Consider the following 23,570-nt stretch of genomic DNA (forward strand, 5'->3'; position numbering starts at 1 on the left):
ACGCCTTTCTCGGCCAACAGGTCCTGGCGCACCACGTCGGCATTGCCGCGATGCCGAATGAGCCTCTCGCGCAGCCAACCCTCAAGGCCGTCGAGACGCTTCGGCCGCTCAGGCGACTTGAACGCCTTCACCCCGCCCGCCACCACGTAGCCCTTCACCGTGTGATGGCTGCAGCCCAGCTGTCGCGCAATCCGCTTCAGACCCCACCCGCACGCCCTCAGGCGCGACATCTCCGCCACGTCATCCGGCGTCTTCATCACCTGCCCCCGTGGATCAATCCACGACGAGCCTTCAGTGATTCGTTCCTGCTTCATTCACTCTCTCCCCAGCTATCCGAGGAGGGGGCAATTCCTCGTGACGCTGAGGGGGCAGTTTTCCATGACGCGCGACACCCCCGCCGGACCTCCTGGATGCGGCCTACCGCAGCGACCTCACGCATCTCATGGTCCCCGCCCCCGACGAAGGCCACGGCCCGCTGCGGCCCGCAGACCTCTGGGTCTACGGCCACACGCACGAGTCTTTTGACGGTCTGATCGGCGACACGCGGGTGGTCAGCAATGCAAAGGGCTACGGCCCGAATCACTGGCAGGCCACCTGGGACAATCCGCGGTTCGATCCGCACTACGTCATCGAAATCTGAGGGAGGGCAGCCATGACCTATGCCCACGACCACTCGAATCACATCGATGCGACGTGCCGCCCTGCCCTGCCTTTGGTTTCGAGTGTCTCGTTAAAAGAAATCCGGCCGCCATGGGGCCTGACCTGTTCGTTTCGGCTAAGGCCACGACGGCCGTCTCTGCGCGACATCAGGCGCTTCGAGACGCACTGGTCCAGTCGTCGCTGGATCCGGCGGTTCGGTCGATCAGCTACGTCGCGTCGGCGGTTGTTGCGTCCGAACCGATAGAACTCGACGCCGTCGTGCTGCAGCGGGACGACGGCCGGTATTGCTTGATTTCGTTCCGGCGCGGAAAATCCGCGATATCGAGGACGAAGGCCTCGCCCTGATCGCCTTCTCGGGCGGGCCGATCCGAGAGAGCAGGACTGACGAAGAGAAAGTAATGTGCAATCTGTACTCCATGATGAAAAATGTCGACGCTATCCGTCGCCTGTTCGGCGCCCTCAACAGCCGCGTTGGCAACTTGCCGTCGATGCCCGGCATCTTTCCGGACTATCCCGCGCCAATCGTACGCAACGCGGCCGACGGACGCGAGATCGCGATGGCGCGATGGCGCGATGGGGCATGCCGTCCTCGCAGCAGCGCTGATGGACGCGACGAAGAAGCGCGCGCAGAAGCTCGGAGCCAAAGGTTAGACCGTCGACTTCAAGGCACTGCTCCGGATGGAGCCGGATTCTGGCGCCACCAACATCCGCAACGTGAACAGCGCGCATTGGAAGCGCTGGCTTGGTCCGGAGCACCGCTGCCTGGTGCCCTTCACCTCGTTCAGCGAGTACGACGCCATCGACGGCAAGAAGGTCCCGGTCTGGTTCCCCCCGATGAGGGCCGGCCGCTGCTCGCGTTTGGAAGGCTCTGGACCAATTGGACCTCCGTAAGGAAGGCCAACGAGGGCGAGGTCGCAGCCGATATCTACGCGTTCCTCACGACGGAGCCGAACGCCGAGGTGAGGCGCGTGCATCCGAAGGCGATGCCCGTGATCCTGACGATGCGGAGGAGTACGACACCTGGCTGCGTGCCCCGTGGGATGAGGCCAAGGCGCTGCAGCGGCCCCTGCCGGACGGCGCTCTGAAGATCGTTGCCACCGGCGAGAAGGAAGACCCTGCGCTGGCCGCGTAGGCACTTTCCATAATCGAAGGAACAGGTGGACAAGCGCCAGCTACCTCGATTTCGAATCCCAGCCCTGTGCTAACCGCCCGGAACGGACAGGGGATGGAAGGATTCGTCCGGCAGGAGCGGTTTCGATGCTGATGACGAGGGAAAGGCGACCGGCGATCCGGACGCTGCGCGGCTGGGCCGTCTCAGTGCTGCAGGAAGCCGGCGCCATACGGGAGTGCGAGGAGCACGGCTGGATGCAGGACCGCGCCGACCCGCATGCCCGCGAGCGCGCGTTCGACATCGCCCGCCGTGACCCGCCGCCGGGCACCTCGCCGGAGGAAGCCATCACCGAGGTTCGCGATGTCCTGGACTCGATCGGCGACACCTGCCCGGAGTGCCCCTCCGAGGCCGCCTAGACCGCCTCTTCCCTCCTCAGCCGCTCGCGACCGATCGGCGCCCGCAGGCGAGCGAGTTCGATCCACGCCACCGCAGCGCTGATCCATCTCTGCCGTTCGGCTCCATTGGCTTCGGCGACAAGCTTCATCGCTGCAAACGCTTCGCGCTCAGGGTCGTACTCGATGTCCATGGGGCAGAAATATAATCGCAGATCGTAAACATCACGAATCGATGCGGCCGTAGGAATCCGGGGCTGGCCAAGAACGCTGGGCCATGGTCCTAAGCCTCAGGAAGCGCCACGCCCGTCAGCTCGGCCAATTTTTCGATGAGCTGCTCCTGAAAATCGGGATCGGCGGCCTCGCTGGCCGGCTGCTCCTGCCGCAGGTGATGCCGGTAGCGGCCGCTGACCTTCGCGGCAGGCTCGTCGCTCACGGCCAGCCAGCTCTGGGTCCGTTGGCCCGTCTCGTGGTCCACCGGCGCGCCGGGGCCGCCCATCTTCGTGCGCACCCAACCGGGATCGACCACATTGCTCAAGACCTGAGGCCACCGTCGCGCAAGCGCGAAGGCCAACGCGACGACCTGCAGCTTGCTTTCCGCATAGGCCTTTCGCGGATCCCAAGTGCGCTTCGTCCAGTCGAGATCGTCCAGCGAGCCCTGTCCACCGCGATGCAGGCCGCTGCTGAGGTAGACCAGCCGACCGGGACGCTGAATCAGCGCCGTCAGCATGTACGGGGCCAGGGTGTTCACCGCCAGCGTGAAGGCATCGCTTTCGGGCGTAGCGCCGCGACTGCGCTCGGTGTAGACGCCAGCGTTGTGGATGATCGCATCCATTCGTCGGATAGCGTTGACCTGATCCGCGATGCGCCTGGTCTCGGCGGCGCTGCGGAGATCGCCAATGACGATCCCGACGGCCCGCGACGCGAGATCGCCGACGGGCGCAGCGCGATCTGCCGATCGAGCGTGCAGCACCACTTGATGACCGTCGTCAAGAAGCGACTGGGCCGCTGCGCGACCGAGCCCGTCGGTGCTGCCGGTGATGAAGACACACGCCATTTATCCTCCTCCCACCCTAAGTCACAACTCAACCGGTCAGCGTGATAGGCCAGCCGAGGTCGCTCGGGAACTGGTTCGCGGACACGCTGGGCGGAACGCGGTGACCAGCACGAGACCCATGCCGACCCGTTGCGCTTCGGTGCCTCAGACGCGCAACGCAGGCCTTGAAGCGCCGGCCTTTCCATCCATATACCATCCATAGAGATGGTAATCGGATGGAAGATCCATGACCAGCACGTCCACGAAATACGACCAAAGCCATCTGACACCGAAAAAATCACGATCAACCTTGTTTCGTCGATTTGGGTCAGGTCGATTTGATGGTGCAGGAAGGATTCTACTCCAACCGCACCGATTTCATCCGAACCGCAATCCGCAACCAGCTCGAACGTCACGCCGACGTAGTCAAGCAGTCCGCGGCCCGAAAGAGCCTGGACCTCGGCTTGCGGAATTACAGCCGCGATGATCTCGAGGCGGCGCGGCGGGCGGGCGAGATGCTGCACATCAATGTTTTGGGCCTCGCCAGCATCGCCCAAGACGTCACCCCCGAACTCGCTCGCGCCACGATTGCCTCGGTCTGCGTACTGGGAGCTCTGCACGCCAGTCCCGCCGTCAAATCCACTCTCGCCGACAGAATGAGGTAGGCCATGCTGAAATTGGACATCGTTCGCGAAGCCACACGCCTCACGCACTCAGGCCATCTCGTCGAGGCCACCGCGCTGCTCCAACGCATGCTTCGGGGTGAGAACGCACCGGACGTCACTGCCCCCACCCCACACCGCTCCACCGCGACAAAAAGAGAGCCGCCGACCATCGACGCCAAGGCACATGCCGCGGAGACGAGCGGTCCGCGTCGCACGGTTCGTCCCCCGGTGGATTTCACCAAGAACCTCCCGGGGCTCGGCCTCGGAGGATCGCTGAGGCACGCCCCGCCGTGCCTGGGAGACATCGTGCCGGACGGCGCCAAGTTCGTCGAAGGCAGCTACGGTAACGCCGCGGGAAGCCGCGCCTACCGGCTCTTCATCCCCAGCGGCTATCATGGACAGGCCCTTCCGCTGGTGATCATGCTGCACGGCTGTACGCAGTCGCCGGAGGACTTCGCCGCCGGCACGCGGATGAACTTCATCGCCGAAGAGCACACCTGCTTCGTGGCCTATCCCGCGCAGCGGGCCGAAGCGAACCAGGCGAAATGCTGGAATTGGTTTCGTCCGGCCGACCAGCAACGCGGCGGCGGCGAACCCTCGCTCATCGCGGGCATCACCCGCCAGATCATGCGCGACCATGCGATCGACCCGCAACGCGTCTATGTCGCCGGACTGTCGGCCGGGGCCGCGGCCGCAGCCGTGATGGGATCGACGTACCGCGATCTGTACGCAGCGATCGGCATACACTCCGGACTAGCCTGCGGGGCCGCCACGGACCTGCCCTCCGCGCTGATCGCGATGAAGCAAGGCGGCGGGTCCGAGGCAATGCCGGGCGACGGACCGTCCATTCCGACGATCGTCTTCCACGGCGACCGCGACACCACGGTGCATTCGAAAAACGGCGGTCGAATTGTCCGGCAGTCCATCGCCGCGACGAGCACGACGGTGAAGGTTCATCGCGGACGGGTACCGGGAGGGCATGCCTACACCCGCACAGTCCATATCGATGCCGGCGGACGCGGAATCCTCGAGCACTGGGAAATCCATGGAGCCGGACACGCATGGTCGGGAGGCAGCCCCGCCGGCTCTTACACCGATCCGGACGGACCGGATGCAACGAGGGAAATGCTGCGTTTCTTCCTTGAGCATTCGCTCCCACAGGGTCGGAGTTAGAGGTGGGCGTTTTCATCCGGTGATGGGAAGCAGACATCATCGGGATGCCGGTGAGAGTGACGCCGCCCCGCTCGATTCTGCATGGGCAAGGCGGCGCCTTCGCTGACGCTCCCGGCGTCGGCGCGACGGCCTGCCTCCGCCAACTCGGCGACGCGCTGGGGGTCTTAGTCTGCATCGAATGAAAAGGTGGGCAGCAGTCATCCCAATCCGGTCTCGAGCCTCGATCAGCGAGCCCGGCTGACGCTAACCGGTGCGGATACGATGTCTACTCCGATCAGGTCTTGTGCTGCTGTTTTGCCGCCGCCTCGCGAGCCAGCCGCTCCGCCTTTAACCGCTCCCGATTGGCATGGAACGCTTGTTGGGCACGTTCATGCTCCGACACTGCTACCTTGGCGTCCGCGTCTCTGAAAACCTTGCGAGCTTCCCGTTCGGCCGCGGTCGGCATCCTCCGGCCCGATGTGCGATTGCTCATTGCTCCCTCCTCTGGGCACAAACGGTCCTTGCGCGATAGAGCGCATCTGGACCGCCAACCTAGGTGTAGGCTTTCCTCCGGCTTGGGCTTTGGGGGATTTGGTGCCAGAGGCAGGGAGTCGACTCCCGACGATGCCGTTGGTTCCGGGGATTGTCCGGTCCGTCAACTTCACTGACGGAAATTCCCGGGATTGTTGTTCCGCGAACAATTGGATCGAGTGGAGCCACAACCGCGAAGGCCGTGGCGGGACACAATGATCCGTCGCAGAACCAACGATGGTTGGCGCTCGGCGCATGTATGACGGCTGCGTTAGCGGCGTCACGGCGCGCGAAATCGGAAGCTCGAGGTCAATGGCGCGCCAAAGCCGCCATCGCCCTGCGGGACATGTAAACTTACCGCGTCATCAAGGACGAACACGGCCAGGTGCAGCACGAGCGACGACGCTATCGTCCTGCTGCTGCATGCGATCATTGATTGTCTAGCGATCGGAAGAGGGAGCCAAAGACGTCGATCCAACAGAGGAGTTATCCTATGAAATTGGCTCAAGCATCAGCATTAGTAATTTGTCTGCTCGCCACCGCTCCGCGCGTATCGCTCGCCGCAGACGCCAAGAGCGATGTCGAGAAAGCGTATGCCGCGTGGGACGCCGCATTCAACAAGCAGGACGCGAAGGCCGTTACAGCAAACTATGTCGCGACCGCCAAGCTGATGCCGCCGACCCACCAGGTCGCGTCAGGTCCGGCGGAAATCGAGAAGTTCTGGGCCGCGCTCTTTGCGAGCGGCGTGACGGGTCACAAGCTGGAGATGATCGATGCCGGCGGAGACGACAAAATCGTGTTCGGCACGGCCAAGTGGAGCGCTACCGGCAAGGACAAGGACGGCAAGCCGGCGCCCTTCAGCGGTCTCGCAATGCACGTATTCGAGCACAGGCGGACGGCTCGTTGAAGCTCAGGCTTCAGACCTTCAACTGAGCTGTTGATCTACTGAACTGACTACCGGGAGGCGGATCGCTGTGATCCTCCTCCCCTTCGACGCCGGTGAAACACGTAGTCACGGAGATGATGATGATGCGGAGTTTGGCGCTGGTGATTGCATTCACGATCGCGTCCATGGTCCCTGCGGCGGCGCAGAAGGCCGAAATTGAGGCGACCAACGCGAAATTGATCGAATTCTTCAACAAAGGCGATTTCGCTGGAATCGCGTCACTCTACTCCCCCGATGCGACCGCATTGCCGCCTGGTTCTGCAATGGTCCGTGGCGCAACGGCCATGGAGGCAATGTGGAAAGGCATGGCGGAACAGGTTGGCGATCTGAAACTGACGACCGTTGAGGTCAAACCGCTCGGCGCCTCCGCCGCACGCGAGATCGGGACCTATAGCCTGAAGACCAAGGGCTCGACGCCGCAAGAGGCATCGGGGAATATGTGGTGGTCTGGGAAAAAGTCGGAAACGACTGGAAGCTCGGTACTGATATTTGGAACGACGGTAAGTAGGCCATCGATAGCTCGCCTTGGGGCCCGACACCAGACCTACTCAGGCCGACTTACGCTGCGGCTTGGTGGCGGGCTTTTTCGCCGCCGTTTCCTTCGCCGGCTTCTTGCCTTCGATCGGCATCAGCATCTCCTTCTGGCCGGCGGAAACCTTCTTGGTCTTCTTGGCGGGCTTCTTGGGGCCTTTGCCTCGGCCCCAGCACCGCCGACGCTCCGCCGCAGCGCTTCCATAAGATCGACGACATTGGTTGAGGCGGGCCGCTCCTTCGGCGTGATCGGCTTGCCCGCCCGCTTCTGGTTGATGAGTTCGATCAGGGCGGTCTCGTACTGGTCCTCGAACTTCTCCGGCTCGAACCGTCCGGATTTCTTTTCGACGATGTGCCTAGCCAGATCCAGCATGTCTTTCGTTGACGTCCTGAATGTCGTCGAAATACTCCTGCGGATCCCGGACTTCGTAAGGATAGCGGAGCAGCGTCCCGACCAGACCCTTGTCCATCGGCTCGAGCGCGATGATGTGCTCGCGGTTGGTCAGCACGACCCTACCGATCGCAACCTTGTCCATCTCGCGGATGGTCTCGCGGATCACCGCGAAGGCGTCGTGCCCGACCTTGCCGTCGGGCCTGAGATAATAGGGGCGGATCAGGTAGCGCGGGTCGATCTCGGACCTGTCGACGAACTCGTCGATCTCGATGGTGCGCGTGGATTCCAGCGCGACGTTCTCCAGCTCCTCCTTGGAGACCTCGATGAAGGTCTCCTTGTCCAAGGCGTAGCCCTTGACGATGTCCTCGTTCGGCACCTCTTCGCCGGTGTCGGCGTCGACCTTGAGGTATCTGATGCGGTGACCGGTCGCCCGGTTGAGCTGGTTGAACGAGATCTTCTCGGACTCGGAGGTGGCGGGATAGAGCGCCACCGGACAGGTGACCAGGGACAGACGCAGGAAACCTTTCCAGTTGGCGCGCGGGGCCATGTACGCGGTACTCCGAACGAGGGCGGCTCGGATTCAAGACGAATGGCAGGCTCCGGTTCCGACATCACCGCCTCTCGCAAGGACGATTTCAGGGAGAGCCTTGGCCGCTGCGGGCGGGGGCGAATTCGCGATCCGTTCCTGCAGGCTTGTTTTCCTTGATTTGCCGCAAGCGGCCGCAGCCGGCCTGTCCGCCGCCGAGCGAATTCGATCGACGGCGTGGGGGCTTGCCTTCCGGCCGGCCCTTGACTCCAAACGAACAAACAGAGAACATTCGGTATGCCCGTCGCACCCGAACCTGCCGTGCCCGCCGAGGGCGACCTCGAGCTTGCCGCCGACCAGGCCATCCAGATCTGCGGCGGCGAGGCGCGGGAGGCGGTGAAAGCGCTGATCGTCGCGAACAGCTTTCTCGAGGCGGAGATCGAAGAGCTCCGGACGAAAGTGTCGACAGGCTACGCGCGCGGCCGGCTTGCGCGCAAACGTAAGGACGAGACCGACGTCTGAAGTGACCTACTATGTCGCTTTGCCGGTCGTCCCTTCCGACGACGGCATCGCACCGGGCGAGGCGACGGAAAGCTTCAGCGCCAATGCCGCGTGATGCGGGCCGAGGCGCTTTCGCGCCGGGGTACGTCGGCGCCATCGCGTTCGGCCGCAGCGGAGATCCCTTGCCGGTGGTGGAGCTTGGCGCTATGCCGCAGTATGTGCCACCCGTGCATGCGACCAAAGGGCCCCTAGGTGCAGTTCCTGTTTGCCGATTACGTACTCGACCTTAATCGGCGGGAGCTCACCCGCGGCTCGGCCGTAATTGCAATTGGCCCAAGGGTGTTCGACCTGCTGGTCTACCTGGTGCAAGCCCGCGATCGCGTCGTCACCAGGGATGAACTGCTGGCCACCGTGTGGAGCGGGCGCATCGTCTCTGAATCAACGCTCACCAGCCATATCAACGCGGTGCGCAAAGCTATCGGCGATAGCGGCCAGGAACAGCGCCTGATCCGAACGATCGCCCGCAAGGGCCTCCGGTTCGTGGCCGAGGTCGAGGCAAGAAGCCTCGATAGCGCCATCATCGGAAACGCGGAGCAGGATAACTCGAATGAGCGCCACGAGCCGTCTCTCCCTGACAAGCCCTCGGTTGCCGTCCTGCCGTTTCAGAACCTGAGCGGTGATCCCGAGCAGGAGTACTTCGCCGATGGTGTCGTTGAGGACATCATCCTGGCCTTGTCGCGGATACGCTGGCTGTTCGTTATCGCTCGGAATTCGAGCTTCACATACAAGGGCAGAGCCGTGGATGTCCGACAGGTGGGGCGCGAATTGGGCGTGCGATATGTGCTTGAAGGCAGCGTGCGCAAGGTGGCGACAAGGGTGCGCATCACCGGGCAACTCATTGATGCGACCAATGGCGTGCATCTCTGGGCCGAGCGTTTCGAAGGCACCCTCGACGACATCTTTGAGCTGCAGGACACGGTCGCCGCAGGCGTCGTTAGTGCGATCGCGCCGCAGCTTGAGCTTGCCGAAATCGAGCGTGCGAGCCGAAAGCCGACCGAAAGCCTCCATGCCTATGACTATTACTTGCGTGGATTGACCAAGTTTCACCTTGCGAGCAGGGCCGGCCTCGATGAGGCATTGCCGCTATTCTACAAGGCGATCGAGCTCGATCCGGAGTTCGCCTCCGCGTATGGAATGGCGGCGTGGTGCTACTACTGGCGCAAGATGAATCGTTGGCTCGACGATCGCGAGGCAGACGGCAACGAGGCTGCGCGATTGTGCCGACACGCCGTGACGCTGGGAAAGAATGACGCGGTCGCTCTGACCAGAGGCGGCCACGCATGGCCTCATTTTGGCGGTGACCTCGAAAGTTGCGTCACCTATGTCGATAGGGCCATGGTGCTCAATCCCAATCTCTCGACGATCTGGTACCTCGGCGGGTACCAGCGAATTTCCCTTGGCAGACATGATAGTGCGATCGAATATTTCACGCGTGCCATGCGCCTCAGTCCGCTGGATCCGGAGACATTTCAAATGCAGACCGGAATCGCAATGGGGCATTTGTATTCCGGACGATTTGATGCGGCTGTCGCCTGTTTAGAGATGGCATGGCGGGAGGTACCGAACGTGCTGCGGGTAGCGGCCTTTATGGCCGCAAGCCATGCGCTGGCAGGGCGGGAGGAAGAAGCGCGACAAGCCATGCACCACGTGCGTCGGCTCGATCCCACCCTACGCATTAGCAAGCTCGATGACTGGCTGCTGGTCCAACCGAAGGATTTCGCGGTAGCCGCGGAAGGCCTGCGAAGGGCGGGACTGCCGGAGTAACAGCACCGCTTGCTCCTGCTTCTACCCTCCGAAAGATCAGAAGATCGGAAAGCCGCGGTCCAACCGGGATGCGTCCAAATCGTCTTTGAGCTCTCGCCTGCCGGCGTCGGACAATAATCTTCAAATGAAATTGGCGCTTCCGCGCGCCGCTTGGACAAATTTCCAAGGTAAATCCAACCGTAATCCAACATCGCTGCAAGGCTTTTCGGCCAGCTTGGACGCAATCTCCCCTCGCTTTCACAAGCAAGGCCATTGGTGGCCTGAAAGTCGAGGGAAAGTCATGAAAATTGTCATTATTGGCGGTACCGGGCTCATCGGAACGAAGCTCGCGAGCAAGCTCCGTCAGAAAGGCCACGAGGTGATCGCGGCATCTCCCAGTACGGGTGTCAACACGATCACCGGCGAAGGTCTCGACACGGCGCTTTCGGGCGCCGAGATTGTCGTCGATGTTGCAAATTCGCCCTCCTTCGAGGACCGCGCGGTTCTGAAATTCTTCGAAACGTCAGGCCGCAATCTTCTCGCCGCCGAGGCCGCCGCCTCAATACGCCATCATGTCGCGCTGTCCGTTGTCGGGGTCGACCGCCTTTCGGAAAACGGTTACTTCCGCGCCAAGCTGGTGCAGGAAAGCCTGATCAAGGCCTCGACGATTTCCTACACGATCCTGCGCGCGACCCAGTTCTTCGAGTTCGTCGGCGGGATCATCGATTCTTCTGCTGATGGACAAATCGTCAGGCTGTCGCCTGCCCTGTTTCAGCCCGTGGCTTCGGACGACGTCGCCGCCGCCCTGGCCGACGTCACGCTCGGCGTTCCGGTCAACGGCATCGTTGAGCTGGCCGGACCGGAACCGTTCAGTCTCGATGACTTCGCCCGCCAATATCTGACCGCGACAAAGGACCCGCGCAAGGTCGTCGCCGACATCCATGCTCGCTATTTCGGAGCAGAACTGGACGATCGGTCTCTCACGCCGGGCCAGAATCCCCGGCTCGGCGCCGTGCGTTTCGAGGACTGGCTGGCCGGGCTCCGCCAGTGACGGCCACGACCAAGGCCCACAAATCGATACTCACGACGCTGGCGCATCGCGAGCAAGACAGGGCCCGCGCGTCTGCTTGCCGTTTCGTCGTGGATAGCGACGAAAAGAACCAGACCATTCCGGATCATGACGACTAGCGGGAGCTTGCTCGTCATGCGTGCCCGGCCTCCCTAACACGAGCACAGAACCATGAGTAAGCCGATCTTGCGCGACTCTTCGAACAATCCGCCGGCTGCGCCTGAGGCGCGCCAGATCGACGTGCCGAGCGCCGATGGGCGTGCTGCCGACGTGGAGATGGCACGCGTTCTTCATACCCAACCAGTCCGCATGGCTCTGGACGGGTCCGGCGCCGCGATCGCCCACTGGAAGCATGAACCATTGCACGATGTCGTCGAGCCGATGACCGACCACGTCATCATGGCCTACAACGGCTCGGTGCAGCGCATGGAGCGGCGGACAGGAAGCTCGGTTGCGATCGGGACGTTTCGCCCAGGAGTCATCATCATCATTCCGGAAGGATCAAGCTCCCGATGGGATATTCCGAAACCTGTCGACGTCGTTCAGCTCTATCTTCCGCACACAATGCTTGAGCGCGCTGCCGGCGAAGCCAGCACCGTCACATCGACCGATCTACTGGAGCGAACGGCACATCCCGACCCCTTCACATCCCGATTACTCCTGAGCGCGACCGATGTCCTGGAGAGCAACGAGACCCTGGATCGGCTGTTCAGGCATCAACTGACAGAACTCCTGGCGACGCGCCTGCTGGCTGCACATACCAGCTCGCCGGCCACGATCCAGCCGGCCATGGGCGGGCTGTCGCCGAAGGTGCTGCTGCGCGCCATCGAACGCCTGCGCTCGGACAGCGATGCTGATGTGTCTCTTGCTGCCTTGGCGTCCGATGCCGGGCTGTCGCGCTTCCATTTCTGCCGTGCCTTCAAGGAAAGTACAGGGCTTTCGCCACATGCGTGGCTGCGCCAGCACCGGCTCGAGCAGGCCGTGAACATGCTGCGCGACACGGATGAATCCGTTGTCTCGGTCGCAGCGGCACTTGGCTACGCCTCCCAAACCGCGTTTGCCGCCGCATTCCGCAAGCAGACCGGCAAATCACCCAGCGAATGGCGAGGGCGTCGGCGATAACAGCAACGATCTGTCGGTAACGAAGTGCTCTCAATGGCGAGGACAATTCATGAGCTGCAATCCACTCATACACGATCTTTCACGGGAGAATCAGCCAGACGTTTCCGAGGCGCACCAGCGCGATTTGCCAATGGCCGATGGGCGTCCTGCCGATGTGGAGATGGCGCGCGTACTCAAGACGGCTCCCCTCAGCATTGCTTCCGATCCGTCCAACGGCGCGATCGCCCATTGGAAGCATGATGCCTTGCACGACATCGTCGCGCCCATGACGGATCACGTCATCATGGCCTACCCGACCGGCTTGCAGCGGCTAGAGCGCCGCTCGGGAAGATCTGTCGCGATCGGAACCGCGCGTTCCGGAGTTGTGACGATCATTCCGGCCGGCTCAAGCGCCCGATGGGATATTCCCGGCCCCGTCGACGTCGTTCAGCTCTATCTTCCCCCCACAACTCTGCAACGGATTGCCGACGAAGCCGATATGGCAGCTCCCAGCGATCTGCTGGAAAGGACGGGACATCCCGACCTCACGACGTCCCGATTGCTCATGAGCGCGGCCGATGTGATTGAAGGCAGCGCGGCACTGGACGCTTTGTTCAGGCAGCAACTGACGGATCTTCTCGCCACCCGCATCCTCGCGGCGCACACCGGCTCGCCAGCCACGTTCCAGCCGATCATGGGTGGCCTCTCGCCGGCCGTACTGCGCCGCACGATCGAACGCCTGCGTTCTGACAGTGATGCCGACGTCTCCCTCGCGGCACTGGCTTCGGACGCCGGCCTGTCGCGCTTCCATTTCTGCCGTGCCTTCAAGGAAAGTACAGGGCTTTCGCCACATGCCTGGCTGCGCCAGCACCGGCTCGAGCAGGCCATGATCATGCTGCGCGATACCGACGAGCCAATCGTCTCGATTGCAGCGGCGCTTGGCTACGCCTCCCAAACCGCGTTCGCCGCGGCATTCCGGAAGTTGACCGGCGAAACCCCGAGCGACTGGCGGCGACGCAGGCGTTAGCAGCAATCGCGCGACAGATACGGCAATCACTCTGGGGCAGTCGGGGGTTTGGTCCGCTAGATCAGGATCATCACGGTGCCAATGCCAACAGGAGACAAACAATGACCTGGAATAACCTGGTCGCCCCACATGCCATCACCTCACGCCGCAGGGTTGTCGCAAGTGCCCTGATGTATGGGCTTTCATTGACGGTTCGCTTCACATCATCCGTGCGTGAGACCGCGGAAGTTCCACCACAAGCGATCGTGAACGACGCCGCCCAAATCATCCGCATGGCCTCGCCCTCCAGACCCGCTCCCGCGTATCTCGGCTGGCCGGTGGCTTCGGGCTGCCGGACGGCACGATAGCAGCAATCCCTCTGCAATCCCCTCAATCGCTCTGGCGCAACGAGAGACATGGGTCCCTCGAAATCGCAGGGCCCGCGCCAACTGAACGAAGGCGAATAATGACCCGGAACAATTCCCCTAGCCGGCTTGCGAGCATGTCGCGGCGGAAGGTGCTCGCGACCACGCTGATGTACGCGATGTCGCTAACCGTTCGCTCCACCTCGGCGACCGGCGAAGAAGCAAAAGTTTCGACAACCCCCGTTCAACGGATCGATCCCATGACCTCAATCACCACCAAAGACGGCGTACAGATTTTCTACAAGGACTGGGGACCGGAATCCGCCCAGCCCATCGTGTTTCACCACGGCTGGCCGCTGAGCTCCGACGACTGGGAGACCCAGATGCTCTTCTTCGTCGGCAAGGGCTATCGTGTCATCGCCCATGACCGTCGTGGTCACGGTCGCTCGAGCCAGGTGAGCGACGGCCACGACATGGACCACTACGCAGCCGACGTCTCGGCCGTCGTCGAGCATCTCGACCTTCGCGATGCCATTCACGTCGGCCATTCCACTGGCGGCGGCGAAGCCGCGCGCTACGTGGCGCGTCATGGCAGAGACCGAGCGGCCAAGCTGGTACTGATTGGCGCCGTGCCGCCGCTGATGCTGAAGACGGAAGCCAATCCCAATGGCTTGCCCATTGAAGTGTTCGATGGTCTGCGCCAGCAGCTCGCCGCAAACAGGGCACAGTTCTATCTCGATTTCGCGAGCGGTCCATTCTACGGCTACAACCGCCCGGGGGCCAAGGCATCGCAGGCGGTCATCTGGAATTGGTGGCGCCAGGGCATGATGGGCAGCGCCAAGGCGCACTACGACTGCATCAAAGCGTTCTCGGAGACTGACTTTAGCGAGGACCTGAAGAGGATCACCGTGCCTACGCTCATCGTGCATGGTGATGACGATCAGATCGTACCCGTTGCCGACTCTGCAGTCCTGTCGGCGAAGCTGCTGAAGCGCAGCACTCTCAAAATCCACGAGAAGCTGCCGCACGGCATGTGCACGACTCATGCCGATCTCGTCAACGTCGAACTGCTTACCTTCATCGCGACCTAGCGTCTTCGCTTTTCGTTTTTGCATCAGAGTAGCTCAAACCACAGGAGTAGATTACATGCGACTGGTCATCATAGGCGCCGGCTTTGCCGGCATGTACGCTGCACTTTCCGCTGCTCGCCTGCGCGACATCCAGGGTGTTTCGCCCGAAGATCTCGAGATCGCGCTGGTTGCGCCACAGCCGACGCTGGTGGTTCGCCCGCGGCTCTACGAGCCGAAGCCCGAAACATTGACGGCGCCTCTGCTCGACGTGCTCAAGGCGATCGACGTTACCTACGTGCAAGGCAGCGTCGAAACCGTCGACACCAAATCCCGCACGGTGGGCATTGTCGCCGCCAAAGGTTCGAAGAAGACCCTGTCCTATGACAGGCTGGTCGTGGCGACCGGCAGCCGGCTGTTCCGCCCGAATATTCCTGGCCTTGCCGAACACGGCTTCAGCGTTGACTCACTCGATGATGCGATCGCCCTCGACAAGCATCTGCACAGCCTGGCGAAGCGGCCGGCGAAGAACGGGCGCGACACGGTCGTCGTGGCCGGTGGCGGTTTCACCGGCATCGAAGCAGCGACCGAGATGCCCACACGGCTTCGTGCGATCCTCGGGAAGGACGCCAAGACACGCGTCATCATCGTCGATCGCAACAAGGCGATCGCTCCCGACATGGGCGAAGGCCCGCGCCCTGTCATCGAAGAAGCTTTGCGCAAGGTCGGCGTGGAAACGCGGCTCGGCGCCGGCGTCGCGTCGCTCGATGAATCCGGCGTCACGCTTTCCAGTGGCGAGCACATCGAAGCCGAGACCGTGATCTGGGCGGCCGGCATTCGCGCCGCGCCGTTGACGCAGCAGATCCCGGCCGAGCGCGACAGTTTCGGCCGCCTGCTGGTCGATCGCGATCTACGCGTGCCGTCGGTGCCCGGCGTCTTTGCCACCGGCGATGCCGCACGCGCGGCATGCGACGATATCGGCAACTACGCGCTGATGTCGTGCCAGCACGCCACGCGTTTGGGCGCCTTTGCCGGCTACAATGCCGTGGCCGAACTGCTGGGCATTCGTACCAAGCCCTACCACCAGAAAGCCTACGTCACCTGTCTCGATCTCGGCGAGGCCGGCGCACTGTTCACGCGCGGCTGGGAGCGCAAGGTCGAGATGGTCGGCGACGTCGCCAAGAAGACCAAGCAGCAAATCAACACCGTCTGGATCTACCCGCCGCGCGCCGAGCGCGCCGCGGCGCTCGCGTCGGCTGATCCGGAGCGCGTGACCAACCTCTAGACGCCCCAAGCGATGGCGGCCGCGCTCCCCTGGCTGCGCGGCCTACTCAACCAAGACCAGCCAGGACCTTTCACCATGAAGCAGGAGACAAAACCATGAAGCATGAAACAAACATGAGCCTCGACAACACCTCACACTCCCCTACACGTGGCCCCGACGAATTAGTTCCGTCGCGCTACGCGGTGCGGGTCGGGGACATTGAAGTGTTGGTGGTCAGCGATGGCGTGCTGTTGCTGCCGGGCGCGATGTTAGCCCACAACGCCGAACCGGCGGTGCGGGCGGCCTGGCTGAAAGAAAATTTTCTGCCGCCGGACGCGTTCGATTGGGCGCTGAACGTGGTCGTGGTGCGCAGCGGCGGCAAGACCATTCTCATCGACGCCGGAATGGGGATGGAGTTTCCTGATCTGGAGCGGTCCGGACATGTGATCCATCGCCTGAAGGCCGCCGGAGTCGATCTCGCATCAGTTACCGACGTGGTGCTTACCCATATGCATATGGATCATGTCGGCGGGCTGCTCATCGACGGGGTGAAGCAGCAACTGCGTCCGGATCTGCGGATCCACGTGGCGGCCGCCGAGGTCAAGTTCTGGGAAGCGCCCGACTTCTCCCGCGTCTCCATGCCGCCGGGATTCCCGGACGCGCTTCGACAGACGGCCAAGAAGTTCGTGAAGGAGTATGGCAAGCAGTTGCGAACGTTCGAGGAAGAAGTTGAGGTGGCGCCGGGGGTGGTCGTCACTCGCACCGGCGGCCACACCCCCGGGCATAGCGTTGTGCGCGTGACGTCCGGCGGCGACCGGCTGACGTTCGCCGGGGACCTCGTGTTCCAGGTCGGGTTCGAACATCCCGAATGGTACAACGGCTTCGAACACGACCCCGAGGAGGCGGCCCGCGTTCGTATCAATCTTTTGCGGGAGCTGGCGGCGACCGGCGGGCTGCTGGTGGCCACTCACATGCCGTTCCCGTCCATCGGCCATGTGGCCGTCGCCGGCGACGCCTTTCGTTGGGTTCCGGCCATCTGGGACTACTAACCGCTTGTTGGGTTAAGGCCGAACCAGAGCGCGTATGAATTCGCGCCCTGGTTCAAATACCTTGCAACCACTGAGCCGCCGAACCGAAGCGGTCGCTTAATGCCCGCTTTGCCTAACTCCAACTTTACAGTTGAGTCGAACGAACATGCAGAACGAAAAGGTCATGATCATAACGGGCGGAAGCTCCGGCATCGGTCGGGCGGCCGCGCTTCGTTTCGCCAACCAAGGCGACAAGGTGCTCATCACCGGCCGCCGCGCCGGCCCCGTCGAGCAAACGGTGGCGGAGCACAAGAATATCGCGGGCATCGTTGCGAATACCGCCTCTGCTGAAGACGCCAAGCGGACCATCGCCACGGCGGTCGACAACTGGGGCCGAGTGGATGCGCTCGTCAACAACGCCGGCGCGGGCGCCATCCTTCCGATATCCGATGCGACAGCCGATCGGATCACAGACATCTTTTCCGTCAATGTGCTCGGTCCGAGCCTGCTGGCCCGCGCCGCCCTTCCTCACCTGAAGGCGACGCAGGGCACCATCATCAACATCTCCTCGACCTTCGGTCACCGGCCGGCAGCGGGACTATCCCATTATGCCGCCAGCAAGGCGGCGCTGGAACACCTGACCCGCTGCTGGGCGCTCGAACTCGCGCCGCTCGGAATAAGGGTTAATGCCGTCGCAGCCGGACCCACGGAATCCGGCGCCTTGACCGGGATGATGGGGCTGTCTGCGAAACAGGCAGCAGCCGTCAAGGAAGACGAGCGCGCACGGATTCCGCTCGGGCGGCGCGGCGTTCCCGAAGATATCGCGGAATGGATTGTCCAGCTTGCGGGCCCCGCCTCGCAATGGCTGACGGGCCAAGTTCTCGCCGTCGACGGCGGCTTGGGACTGGCTTAGTTTCCGAGCCGCCCAACCGCATCCGCCGAGCTTCTCCTGACCCGCATGCGAGCGAAGATCGATGATCTTTGCCGCGAGCGAGACGTCCTGTGGAACAGCACCGCGGTTTTGGCCACACGCGAAGTTGAGATGGCTCAAGCGAACGCGCCCGACGGGGATAGAGTTGATCTCGTACCGAGTGGCATGAGCGCGCTCAGGCGCTGTTACGGTTGCGAAGCCCGGACTCCTAGGCACTCCGGGCTTTGCTTCATCGTCGGGTACAACGACTGCGACCAAGGAGCAGGCTCCGGAGAGCGGCTCCGGCGGCTTCTTTGGAAGGAACGTCGGCAGCGCGGGTCGACCGCGGACCATCGGCCTCGGCGACAAACAGAAGCCGGGGCTGATTACCGTTTGGGCTGTTTCGCCGGCACCGCCCGGGCCATCCGCCCACTTGCTGACGGCCGGATCGTACAGAAGATCGGCGTCGCAGTGCGCGCAAGACGTAGCTCCGGCAGCCTTCGACGACATCGTCTGACGCAACGCTCATGGCTTGCCCCAGGGCGGAAGGCTTCCTACCTGAAATCATCGAATTCCGCGCACGCCAGCTTGGTATCGCCCGTCGCGCCGGCGCAAGTGCATCGCGAAGAGTTGCGGGCGCAAGCTATTCCCGCGCCCGGGGGAGAGCCGCCTCCAGCTTCGTCTTCTGCTTTTCCCAGCGGGTCTCGTCGGCTTGCGGGCGTCCGTCCAGAGCGACACGCTAGTCCTCGATCGCGCCCGTCCGCGGCCCGCCGGACATCGGGACAAAAATGCACTGGCGAGGCGACGGAATGCTTGAGCCCCAACGCCGCTGTGATGCGGGCGGAGGCGCTTTCGCGCAAGCCGGGGGAATGTAGGCGCCATCGCATTCAGCCGCAGCGGAGATCCGGCGATCGGAGAGTTCGGCGACGCTAAGCTGATCCGGAAGTTCGGCGAGGTGCCGGACGATCTCAGCGCGCTCTGACGGGCGGCGACTTCGCTTCAGTCGTCGCTCGGACCGGCGGCATCTCTCGGCTCTAGCAAGTTCAGCGCAGTCTCGATCTGGGCGAGCAATACCTGGATTTCCTCCCGCTCGTTGGGCCCAGGATCGCTTTCCAGTCGCTCCAGGAGCGCCTGCTTCCGCGCGAGCAGCTTTGCGACCGTCGACATCGCGCCTCCCTATGCTTTGCATCTACAAAGAAGTTGGTGCGCCCGCGACGAACTTGCCAGTCTCGGCTCTGCGAGGCCCGGGCCGATTTCTTCGGGGCACTATTTCGCCGGCGGCCGCAGGGGGCCGTCAACCCACTTGCGGGTGGCGGGATTGTGCAGCGGATCGTCGTCGCAATCGGGGCAGACGTAGCGCTCCCCGCCTTTGGCGGCCTCGTCGCGGACGAGCTTCATCGGCCGCCCGCAGTGAGGGCACGGCTTCCGGATAAGGTGCAGCATCGACATCTGGCTTCCCCCGCCGCGTTCAGCCTAGTGCCGTTTGCCGGGCGGGCACAAGCGACGTCTTGACGCGAATCGCGCCCCGCACTCAAATCCAGCTTTCAGTGATGTTGCGGGGTAGCGTCATGGAAGAGTTCTACAGGGGCTTCGCGCAGCGTGCGCGCGACCTGGCGGAGAAGGCCGATCCGTTCACCCGCCGGCGGCTGCTCGATCTGGCCAAGAGATACGACGCCAAGAGCAAACCTCTCGCGAGCGCCCGGCCGTCGCCACCACCTCGCAGTCCTCCCGCCACATACCTCGCCAGATCCGGCGAAGCATGACGAAGGGCGGCTCGGCAGAGGTCAAGTGCGACGCCTGCAACGGCTCGGGGCGGCAGCCGGCGCGCGAGACCGCGCCCGGCCGCAGGATCTTCCCGGGCCGCTGCGCGAAGTGCGGCGGCAAGGGGCGCGTACCGAAGGCCAAGTGAAATTTCTCCCGGCCACTCTCCGCTGCTACTGCCGTGCACGGCGCAGCGCCGCCTCCAGTTTCGTCTTCAGCTTCTCCCAGCGGCCCTCCTCGGCTTGCGCGCGTTCGTCCAGAGCGGCGCGCTCGGCCTCGATAGCCTCCGCCTTTTCCTCGTGCTCACACCGGGCCTTGTCCAGCGCGTCTTGCGCCTTGGCGACCGCTTGCTCGCGCCGTTCGCGCTGCTTCGCCCGGGCCGCCTCCTCCTTGCGACGCTCGGCCTCACGCCGCTTCTGCTCCCGCTCGAACTTCAGCGCCGCCTTGCGGGCCTGCTTGTCGCTGATCTTGGAAGGGGCGGATGCACACATTGAGTTCGGCACTTCGGCGACAGATCGGCCCAAGCCAAAACTGGGCCCTCTCGTCGAAGATCGGGCCTACGGCGCGATGTTGGGTCTCTCCGTTGGAGACGCCCTCGGCGTGCCGCTGGAATTCTCCGAGCGGGATTCCCTGCCGCACGTGTCCGAGATGATCGGCGGCGGCCCATTCGGGCTCAAGCCGGGAGAATGGACCGACGACACCAGCATGGCTCTGTGTCTCGCCGATTCGCTGATCGCCCAAAATGCGCTCGACGAGATCGACTTGCTGAATCGTTTCGCGCGGTGGTGGAAGCAAGGCGAGAACAGCGTCAACGGTCATTGCTTCGACATCGGGATCACCACGCGGCAAGCTCTGGATCGCTTTGTCCGGCTCGGGACCCCGGCCGGGAGCGGTCCCCACGACAAGAATCACGCGGGGAACGGCTCGCTGATGCGATTGGCACCGGTTGCGATCTTTGCTGCATCGGATGTGACTGAAGCCGTGCGTCTGGCGCATCGCCAGAGCATGACAACCCATGCCAACGCTCTGGCGGCAAAGGCCTGCGAATTCTTTGCGACCCTACTGGTCGAGGCCATGCGGGGCTTGGACAAGAACACGGTGCTGCGATCGAGGTTCTGGTTCAGCCACGACGAACTCAACGGAATGGCCTCCGGCAATTGGGTCGGCAAGACACGCGATGAGATATCTTCCACCGGATACGTGATCGCGACACTGGAGGCTGCGCTCTGGTGCGTGCACCGCACGTCCTCCTTTGAGGAGGCCGTGATCCTCGCGGTCAATTTGGGTCGCGACTCCGATACCGTGGCCGCCGTCACCGGCCAGCTCGCCGGCGCCCTCTACGGCCGCGCCGGCATCCCGCAGCGCTGGCTCGAAAAGCTTGCCTGTCGAAAGCAGATCGAGGATCGCGTGGCGTCCCTGCTGCGCGCCAGGAAGCAAGCTCGCAAGACGAAAGCCCAACCAGGTCGAGAAGAAGCACATCACCTACGCGCAGGTCGTCGAGCTCTATCTCGGCAGCGGCGGCAGTCCGTCGAACGAGTACCTGGTGAAGTATTCCCACGGCCCAGCAGAAAACCCGAGCGGCACTTTGGATCCTGGACAGAAGGTGGCGGCGAAAGATGGCATGCGCTTTAGGGTTGCCGGAACTGGCGAGTCGTAACCCCTTCGTCAGGGACCTGGAGGAGCTCGGTTACCACCTCGACTTCGTCGGCGGCTACTTCGTCATCTACCGTCTGCCCTACCTCGACGAGGAGGGCAGGCTGAAGTACGGCGACTTGGCCAGCACCCTCGACCTTAATGGAGCGGTGATCGATCCGCCGACCAACAACCACCAGGTCTGGTGGCGGGGCACCCGCCCGTTCGACCAGCAGAAGCGGCAGATCAGGCTCGGCGGTGGCGTCCATCAAGTGATGGTAGCACCGGATCTGATCACCGACCAGTCGTTCTCGTTCAAGCTGCAGGAGAGCGGTACGAACCGAGACTACCGCTCGTTCGAGGAGAAGGTGCAGACCTATCTCCACGCGATCACAGCTCCGGCGATGGCGGCGTATCCGGAGGCGACGCCGTTTGGCGGCATAGCGGTGAAGGCCGCGGCCCAGGGTAGCCCGCTGCGCATTCCCGACATGATGTCCTCGAGGTATCACATGAACGACGTCTCCTCCCTGCTGCGCGGCAAGCGCGTCGCCATCGTCGGGCTGGGTGGGACCGGCTCCTACATCCTCGATTTCGTCGCGCGAACGCATCTGGATCGCATCGCGCTCTTCGACGACGACAAGGTGCACGTCCATACGATCTTCCGGATTCCGGGATTCATCGTTGATGCGATCGGCAGCCTCAAGGTGGACGCGCTGGCGCGGCAGTACGGCAACTGGCATTCGGGCCTCGAGCCGGTGCCCGAGCGCATCACCTTGGCGAACATCGACCGCCTGGCCGGGTTCGATTTCGTGTTCGTGTCGGTCGACGACGGTCCAGCACGCAAGCTGATCGTCGATTGGCTGAGCGCGCGGGGAATTCCCTACGTCGACTGCGGCATGGGGCTGGACCGGTCTCTGGCGGGTCTGAGCGGGTTCGTCCGCATCACCGGCACCGATCGCAAGGCCTACGACGACAACGTCGGAAGGGCGCGGCTGCCCATCGAGAACGCCAAGGAGAACGAGTATCGCAAGCAGGCGCAGATCACGGAGTTGAACGCGATGAACGCCATCATGGCCGTGATCAGGTTCAAGCAGCATTTCAAGCTGCTCGATCGTCTCGACGAGGCGACGTCGTACATCTTCGATACAGCGACGATGGAGATGGAATAGAACGTATGATCAGCTTCTCATACCGGGCCGTCGAACGCCTGCCCAAGCAACTCGAACAGGGCGTCCTCTATCACTCTCCCGAATTCGAGGTCGCGGCGCTTTCCTGCGCCTGCGGTTGCGGACATCGCGTCATGCTCCTGGTGCCCGACAGTCATCAGGTGTCGCAGCAGAACGGTTTCGCGACCGTACAGCCGTCGATCTCGGTCTGCGACGCGCCCTGCAAGTCCCACTACATCATCACGTCCGGCGAGGTGCAGTGGCTCGCCTCCTTCTCAGACGCCATGGCCTCCGCGACGATGCGCGGGCAGATCGCCCGGCATGTCGGCCGCGAAGCCAGGCTGCAGACTTGGACGAGTTGGATCCGCATGATCGCAGCGAGGGCGTTCGGACGGCTCAGGCAGGTGTTGCGAATGTGATACGTGAGGCACGCGATCCCGGGTCGCGTACTCCGCAGGCCCCGCTCACGAAGACTGTAGTTCTCCGTCAGCGATGCAGATTATTGCTGACGGCGCAGATCGCCCGTGGCAGTGTTTTTTTGGGGATCACGGTGCTCCACCGTGGTGCTCCACCGCTAAAATCCGGCGGTTCAGGAAGAGCCTGATTTTGAAGGACTTTTCCCCTGCTAAAATTCAGTGGCGGAGAGAGTGGGACTCGATCCCGTCCAGAGTGAGTGACGGGGCAAAGAAACGTCCACGCCGACTGCCTTGTGATCAAGCAGCGTACTGCCGGCAGTGATCGGGCATTTGGCAAGCACGTAGCCGACTTCACGCTCGATCGGTCGCATTTCAAAACAGTGGTACGCAGCGTGGTACAAGTACTGCGCAGAGTAGAAGGTTAAGGCCTAACCTATTGAAATTGCTGGTAGCGGGGGAGGGACTCGAACCCCCGACCCCAGGATTATGATTCCCGTGCTCTAACCAGCTGAGCTACCCCGCCACAGGGATCGCGGC

General features: G+C 63.0%; 23 protein-coding genes, 1 tRNA gene and 8 pseudogenes. 22 read left to right on the forward strand and 10 right to left on the reverse strand.

Annotation, left to right across the window (positions count from 1 at the left end; genetic code table 11):
* Positions 1-314, reverse strand: a pseudogene (locus IVA87_RS27695) (hypothetical protein); the annotation flags it as partial.
* A 128-nt stretch (positions 315-442) separates the two neighbouring features.
* On the opposite strand from IVA87_RS27695, the gene IVA87_RS27700 reads away from it, so the two are divergent.
* From IVA87_RS27700 to IVA87_RS27710, 3 genes and pseudogenes are all read left to right on the forward strand, one after another.
* Positions 443-640 (forward strand): hypothetical protein, encoded by a 198-nt coding sequence (locus tag IVA87_RS27700; protein WP_247336038.1) that lies wholly within the window; start codon positions 443-445, stop codon positions 638-640.
* A gap of 418 nt (positions 641-1,058) precedes the next feature.
* A pseudogene (locus IVA87_RS27705) lies at positions 1,059-1,792 on the forward strand (SOS response-associated peptidase family protein).
* 125 nt (positions 1,793-1,917) lie between these two features.
* Positions 1,918-2,187 (forward strand): hypothetical protein, encoded by a 270-nt coding sequence (locus tag IVA87_RS27710; protein ID WP_247336040.1) that lies wholly within the window; start codon positions 1,918-1,920, stop codon positions 2,185-2,187.
* Here IVA87_RS27710 and IVA87_RS27715 read toward each other — a convergent pair.
* Positions 2,184-2,357, reverse strand: a complete 174-nt coding sequence (locus IVA87_RS27715; RefSeq protein WP_247336042.1) for a hypothetical protein — start codon at positions 2,355-2,357, stop codon at positions 2,184-2,186. The two genes, IVA87_RS27710 and IVA87_RS27715, sit on opposite strands and share 4 nt — an antisense overlap.
* An 89-nt stretch (positions 2,358-2,446) precedes the next feature.
* Positions 2,447-3,220 (reverse strand): SDR family NAD(P)-dependent oxidoreductase, encoded by a 774-nt coding sequence (locus IVA87_RS27720; RefSeq protein WP_247336044.1) that lies wholly within the window; start codon positions 3,218-3,220, stop codon positions 2,447-2,449.
* A 204-nt stretch (positions 3,221-3,424) separates the two neighbouring features.
* Between IVA87_RS27720 and IVA87_RS27725 the strand changes: the two are divergent.
* Both IVA87_RS27725 and IVA87_RS27730 read left to right on the forward strand, forming a co-directional pair.
* Positions 3,425-3,864: pseudogene (locus IVA87_RS27725) on the forward strand (CopG family transcriptional regulator).
* Positions 3,865-3,867: 3 nt separating this feature from the next.
* Complete coding sequence (locus IVA87_RS27730) at positions 3,868-5,037, forward strand: PHB depolymerase family esterase (protein ID WP_247336046.1); 1,170 nt, start codon at positions 3,868-3,870, stop codon at positions 5,035-5,037.
* Positions 5,038-5,311: 274 nt separating this feature from the next.
* Here the strand turns inward: IVA87_RS27730 and IVA87_RS27735 are convergent, their stop codons facing one another.
* Positions 5,312-5,509 (reverse strand): hypothetical protein, encoded by a 198-nt coding sequence (locus tag IVA87_RS27735; protein ID WP_247336048.1) that lies wholly within the window; start codon positions 5,507-5,509, stop codon positions 5,312-5,314.
* Positions 5,510-6,040: 531 nt separating this feature from the next.
* On the opposite strand from IVA87_RS27735, the gene IVA87_RS27740 reads away from it, so the two are divergent.
* The gene (locus IVA87_RS27740; RefSeq protein WP_247336050.1) at positions 6,041-6,454 is read left to right on the forward strand and encodes a nuclear transport factor 2 family protein; all 414 of its coding nucleotides are present in this window, start codon (positions 6,041-6,043) and stop codon (positions 6,452-6,454) included.
* Between the two features lie 10 nt (positions 6,455-6,464).
* Here IVA87_RS27740 and IVA87_RS27745 read toward each other — a convergent pair whose 3' ends face one another.
* On the reverse strand, positions 6,465-6,686 hold the full coding sequence (locus IVA87_RS27745) for a hypothetical protein (protein WP_247336119.1): 222 nt from the start codon (positions 6,684-6,686) through the stop codon (positions 6,465-6,467).
* Between IVA87_RS27745 and IVA87_RS27750 the strand changes: the two are divergent.
* Positions 6,619-6,861: pseudogene (locus IVA87_RS27750) on the forward strand (nuclear transport factor 2 family protein); the annotation flags it as partial. The gene IVA87_RS27745 and the pseudogene IVA87_RS27750 overlap by 68 nt on opposite strands.
* Before the next feature lie 180 nt (positions 6,862-7,041).
* Here the strand turns inward: IVA87_RS27750 and IVA87_RS27755 are convergent.
* Positions 7,042-7,965 (reverse strand): annotated as a pseudogene (locus IVA87_RS27755) (Ku protein).
* A 276-nt stretch (positions 7,966-8,241) separates the two neighbouring features.
* Here IVA87_RS27755 and IVA87_RS27760 point away from each other — a divergent pair.
* The 11 genes and pseudogenes from IVA87_RS27760 to IVA87_RS27810 form a co-directional block, all read left to right on the forward strand.
* Entirely contained in the window at positions 8,242-8,466 is a 225-nt protein-coding gene (locus tag IVA87_RS27760) for a hypothetical protein (RefSeq protein WP_247336052.1), read from the forward strand.
* Positions 8,432-8,627, forward strand: a pseudogene (locus IVA87_RS27765) (hypothetical protein); the annotation flags it as partial. The gene IVA87_RS27760 and the pseudogene IVA87_RS27765, both read left to right, overlap by 35 nt.
* Positions 8,628-8,697: 70 nt before the next feature.
* Complete coding sequence (locus IVA87_RS27770) at positions 8,698-10,269, forward strand: winged helix-turn-helix domain-containing tetratricopeptide repeat protein (RefSeq protein ID WP_247336054.1); 1,572 nt, start codon at positions 8,698-8,700, stop codon at positions 10,267-10,269.
* A 280-nt stretch (positions 10,270-10,549) separates the two neighbouring features.
* Positions 10,550-11,299 carry an SDR family oxidoreductase gene (locus IVA87_RS27775; RefSeq protein ID WP_247336056.1) on the forward strand — a complete coding sequence of 250 codons (750 nt, stop codon included), beginning with the start codon at positions 10,550-10,552 and terminating at the stop codon, positions 11,297-11,299.
* A 189-nt stretch (positions 11,300-11,488) separates the two neighbouring features.
* On the forward strand, positions 11,489-12,439 hold the full coding sequence (locus IVA87_RS27780; protein ID WP_247336058.1) for an AraC family transcriptional regulator: 951 nt from the start codon (positions 11,489-11,491) through the stop codon (positions 12,437-12,439).
* A gap of 49 nt (positions 12,440-12,488) precedes the next feature.
* Positions 12,489-13,445 carry an AraC family transcriptional regulator gene (locus IVA87_RS27785; protein ID WP_247336060.1) on the forward strand — a complete coding sequence of 319 codons (957 nt, stop codon included), beginning with the start codon at positions 12,489-12,491 and terminating at the stop codon, positions 13,443-13,445.
* A 604-nt stretch (positions 13,446-14,049) separates the two neighbouring features.
* Positions 14,050-14,880 carry an alpha/beta hydrolase gene (locus tag IVA87_RS27790; RefSeq protein ID WP_247336113.1) on the forward strand — a complete coding sequence of 277 codons (831 nt, stop codon included), beginning with the start codon at positions 14,050-14,052 and terminating at the stop codon, positions 14,878-14,880.
* Between the two features lie 55 nt (positions 14,881-14,935).
* Positions 14,936-16,141 carry an NAD(P)/FAD-dependent oxidoreductase gene (locus IVA87_RS27795; RefSeq protein ID WP_247336062.1) on the forward strand — a complete coding sequence of 402 codons (1,206 nt, stop codon included), beginning with the start codon at positions 14,936-14,938 and terminating at the stop codon, positions 16,139-16,141.
* A 95-nt stretch (positions 16,142-16,236) separates the two neighbouring features.
* Positions 16,237-17,169, forward strand: a complete 933-nt coding sequence (locus IVA87_RS27800) for an MBL fold metallo-hydrolase (protein ID WP_247336065.1) — start codon at positions 16,237-16,239, stop codon at positions 17,167-17,169.
* A 163-nt stretch (positions 17,170-17,332) separates the two neighbouring features.
* The gene (locus tag IVA87_RS27805) at positions 17,333-18,061 is read left to right on the forward strand and encodes an SDR family oxidoreductase (RefSeq protein ID WP_247336068.1); all 729 of its coding nucleotides are present in this window, start codon (positions 17,333-17,335) and stop codon (positions 18,059-18,061) included.
* A 792-nt stretch (positions 18,062-18,853) separates the two neighbouring features.
* Positions 18,854-19,040: pseudogene (locus tag IVA87_RS27810) on the forward strand (hypothetical protein); the annotation flags it as partial.
* 17 nt (positions 19,041-19,057) lie between these two features.
* On the opposite strand, the gene IVA87_RS27815 reads toward IVA87_RS27810, so the two are convergent.
* The gene (locus tag IVA87_RS27815; RefSeq protein ID WP_247336072.1) at positions 19,058-19,225 is read right to left on the reverse strand and encodes a hypothetical protein; all 168 of its coding nucleotides are present in this window, start codon (positions 19,223-19,225) and stop codon (positions 19,058-19,060) included.
* Between the two features lie 99 nt (positions 19,226-19,324).
* Positions 19,325-19,507: a Lar family restriction alleviation protein gene (locus IVA87_RS27820; protein WP_247336075.1), complete on the reverse strand. Its 183-nt coding sequence runs from the start codon at positions 19,505-19,507 to the stop codon at positions 19,325-19,327.
* 119 nt (positions 19,508-19,626) lie between these two features.
* Here IVA87_RS27820 and IVA87_RS27825 point away from each other — a divergent pair, with 119 nt between their 5' ends.
* Positions 19,627-19,821: a hypothetical protein gene (locus tag IVA87_RS27825; RefSeq protein WP_247336078.1), complete on the forward strand. Its 195-nt coding sequence runs from the start codon at positions 19,627-19,629 to the stop codon at positions 19,819-19,821.
* A 171-nt stretch (positions 19,822-19,992) separates the two neighbouring features.
* On the opposite strand, the pseudogene IVA87_RS27830 reads toward IVA87_RS27825, so the two are convergent.
* Positions 19,993-20,295, reverse strand: a pseudogene (locus IVA87_RS27830) (cell envelope biogenesis protein TolA); the annotation flags it as partial.
* Positions 20,296-20,386: 91 nt separating this feature from the next.
* On the opposite strand from IVA87_RS27830, the gene IVA87_RS27835 reads away from it, so the two are divergent.
* The 3 genes from IVA87_RS27835 to IVA87_RS27845 are packed head-to-tail and all read left to right on the forward strand — an operon-like array spanning position 20,387 to position 23,036.
* Entirely contained in the window at positions 20,387-21,451 is a 1,065-nt protein-coding gene (locus IVA87_RS27835; RefSeq protein WP_247336116.1) for an ADP-ribosylglycohydrolase family protein, read from the forward strand.
* The gene (locus IVA87_RS27840; RefSeq protein WP_247336080.1) at positions 21,436-22,620 is read left to right on the forward strand and encodes a ThiF family adenylyltransferase; all 1,185 of its coding nucleotides are present in this window, start codon (positions 21,436-21,438) and stop codon (positions 22,618-22,620) included. Before IVA87_RS27835 ends, IVA87_RS27840 begins: the two co-directional genes overlap by 16 nt.
* 5 nt (positions 22,621-22,625) lie before the next feature.
* The gene (locus IVA87_RS27845; RefSeq protein ID WP_247336083.1) at positions 22,626-23,036 is read left to right on the forward strand and encodes a DUF6527 family protein; all 411 of its coding nucleotides are present in this window, start codon (positions 22,626-22,628) and stop codon (positions 23,034-23,036) included.
* Positions 23,037-23,479: 443 nt separating this feature from the next.
* On the opposite strand, the gene IVA87_RS27850 is transcribed toward IVA87_RS27845, so the two are convergent.
* A tRNA-Met gene (locus IVA87_RS27850) sits at positions 23,480-23,556 on the reverse strand.
* Between the last annotated feature and the right edge of the window lie 14 nt (positions 23,557-23,570).

The sequence above is a fragment of the Bradyrhizobium sp. 147 genome (genome assembly GCF_023073935.1).
Lineage (GTDB): Bacteria > Pseudomonadota > Alphaproteobacteria > Rhizobiales > Xanthobacteraceae > Bradyrhizobium.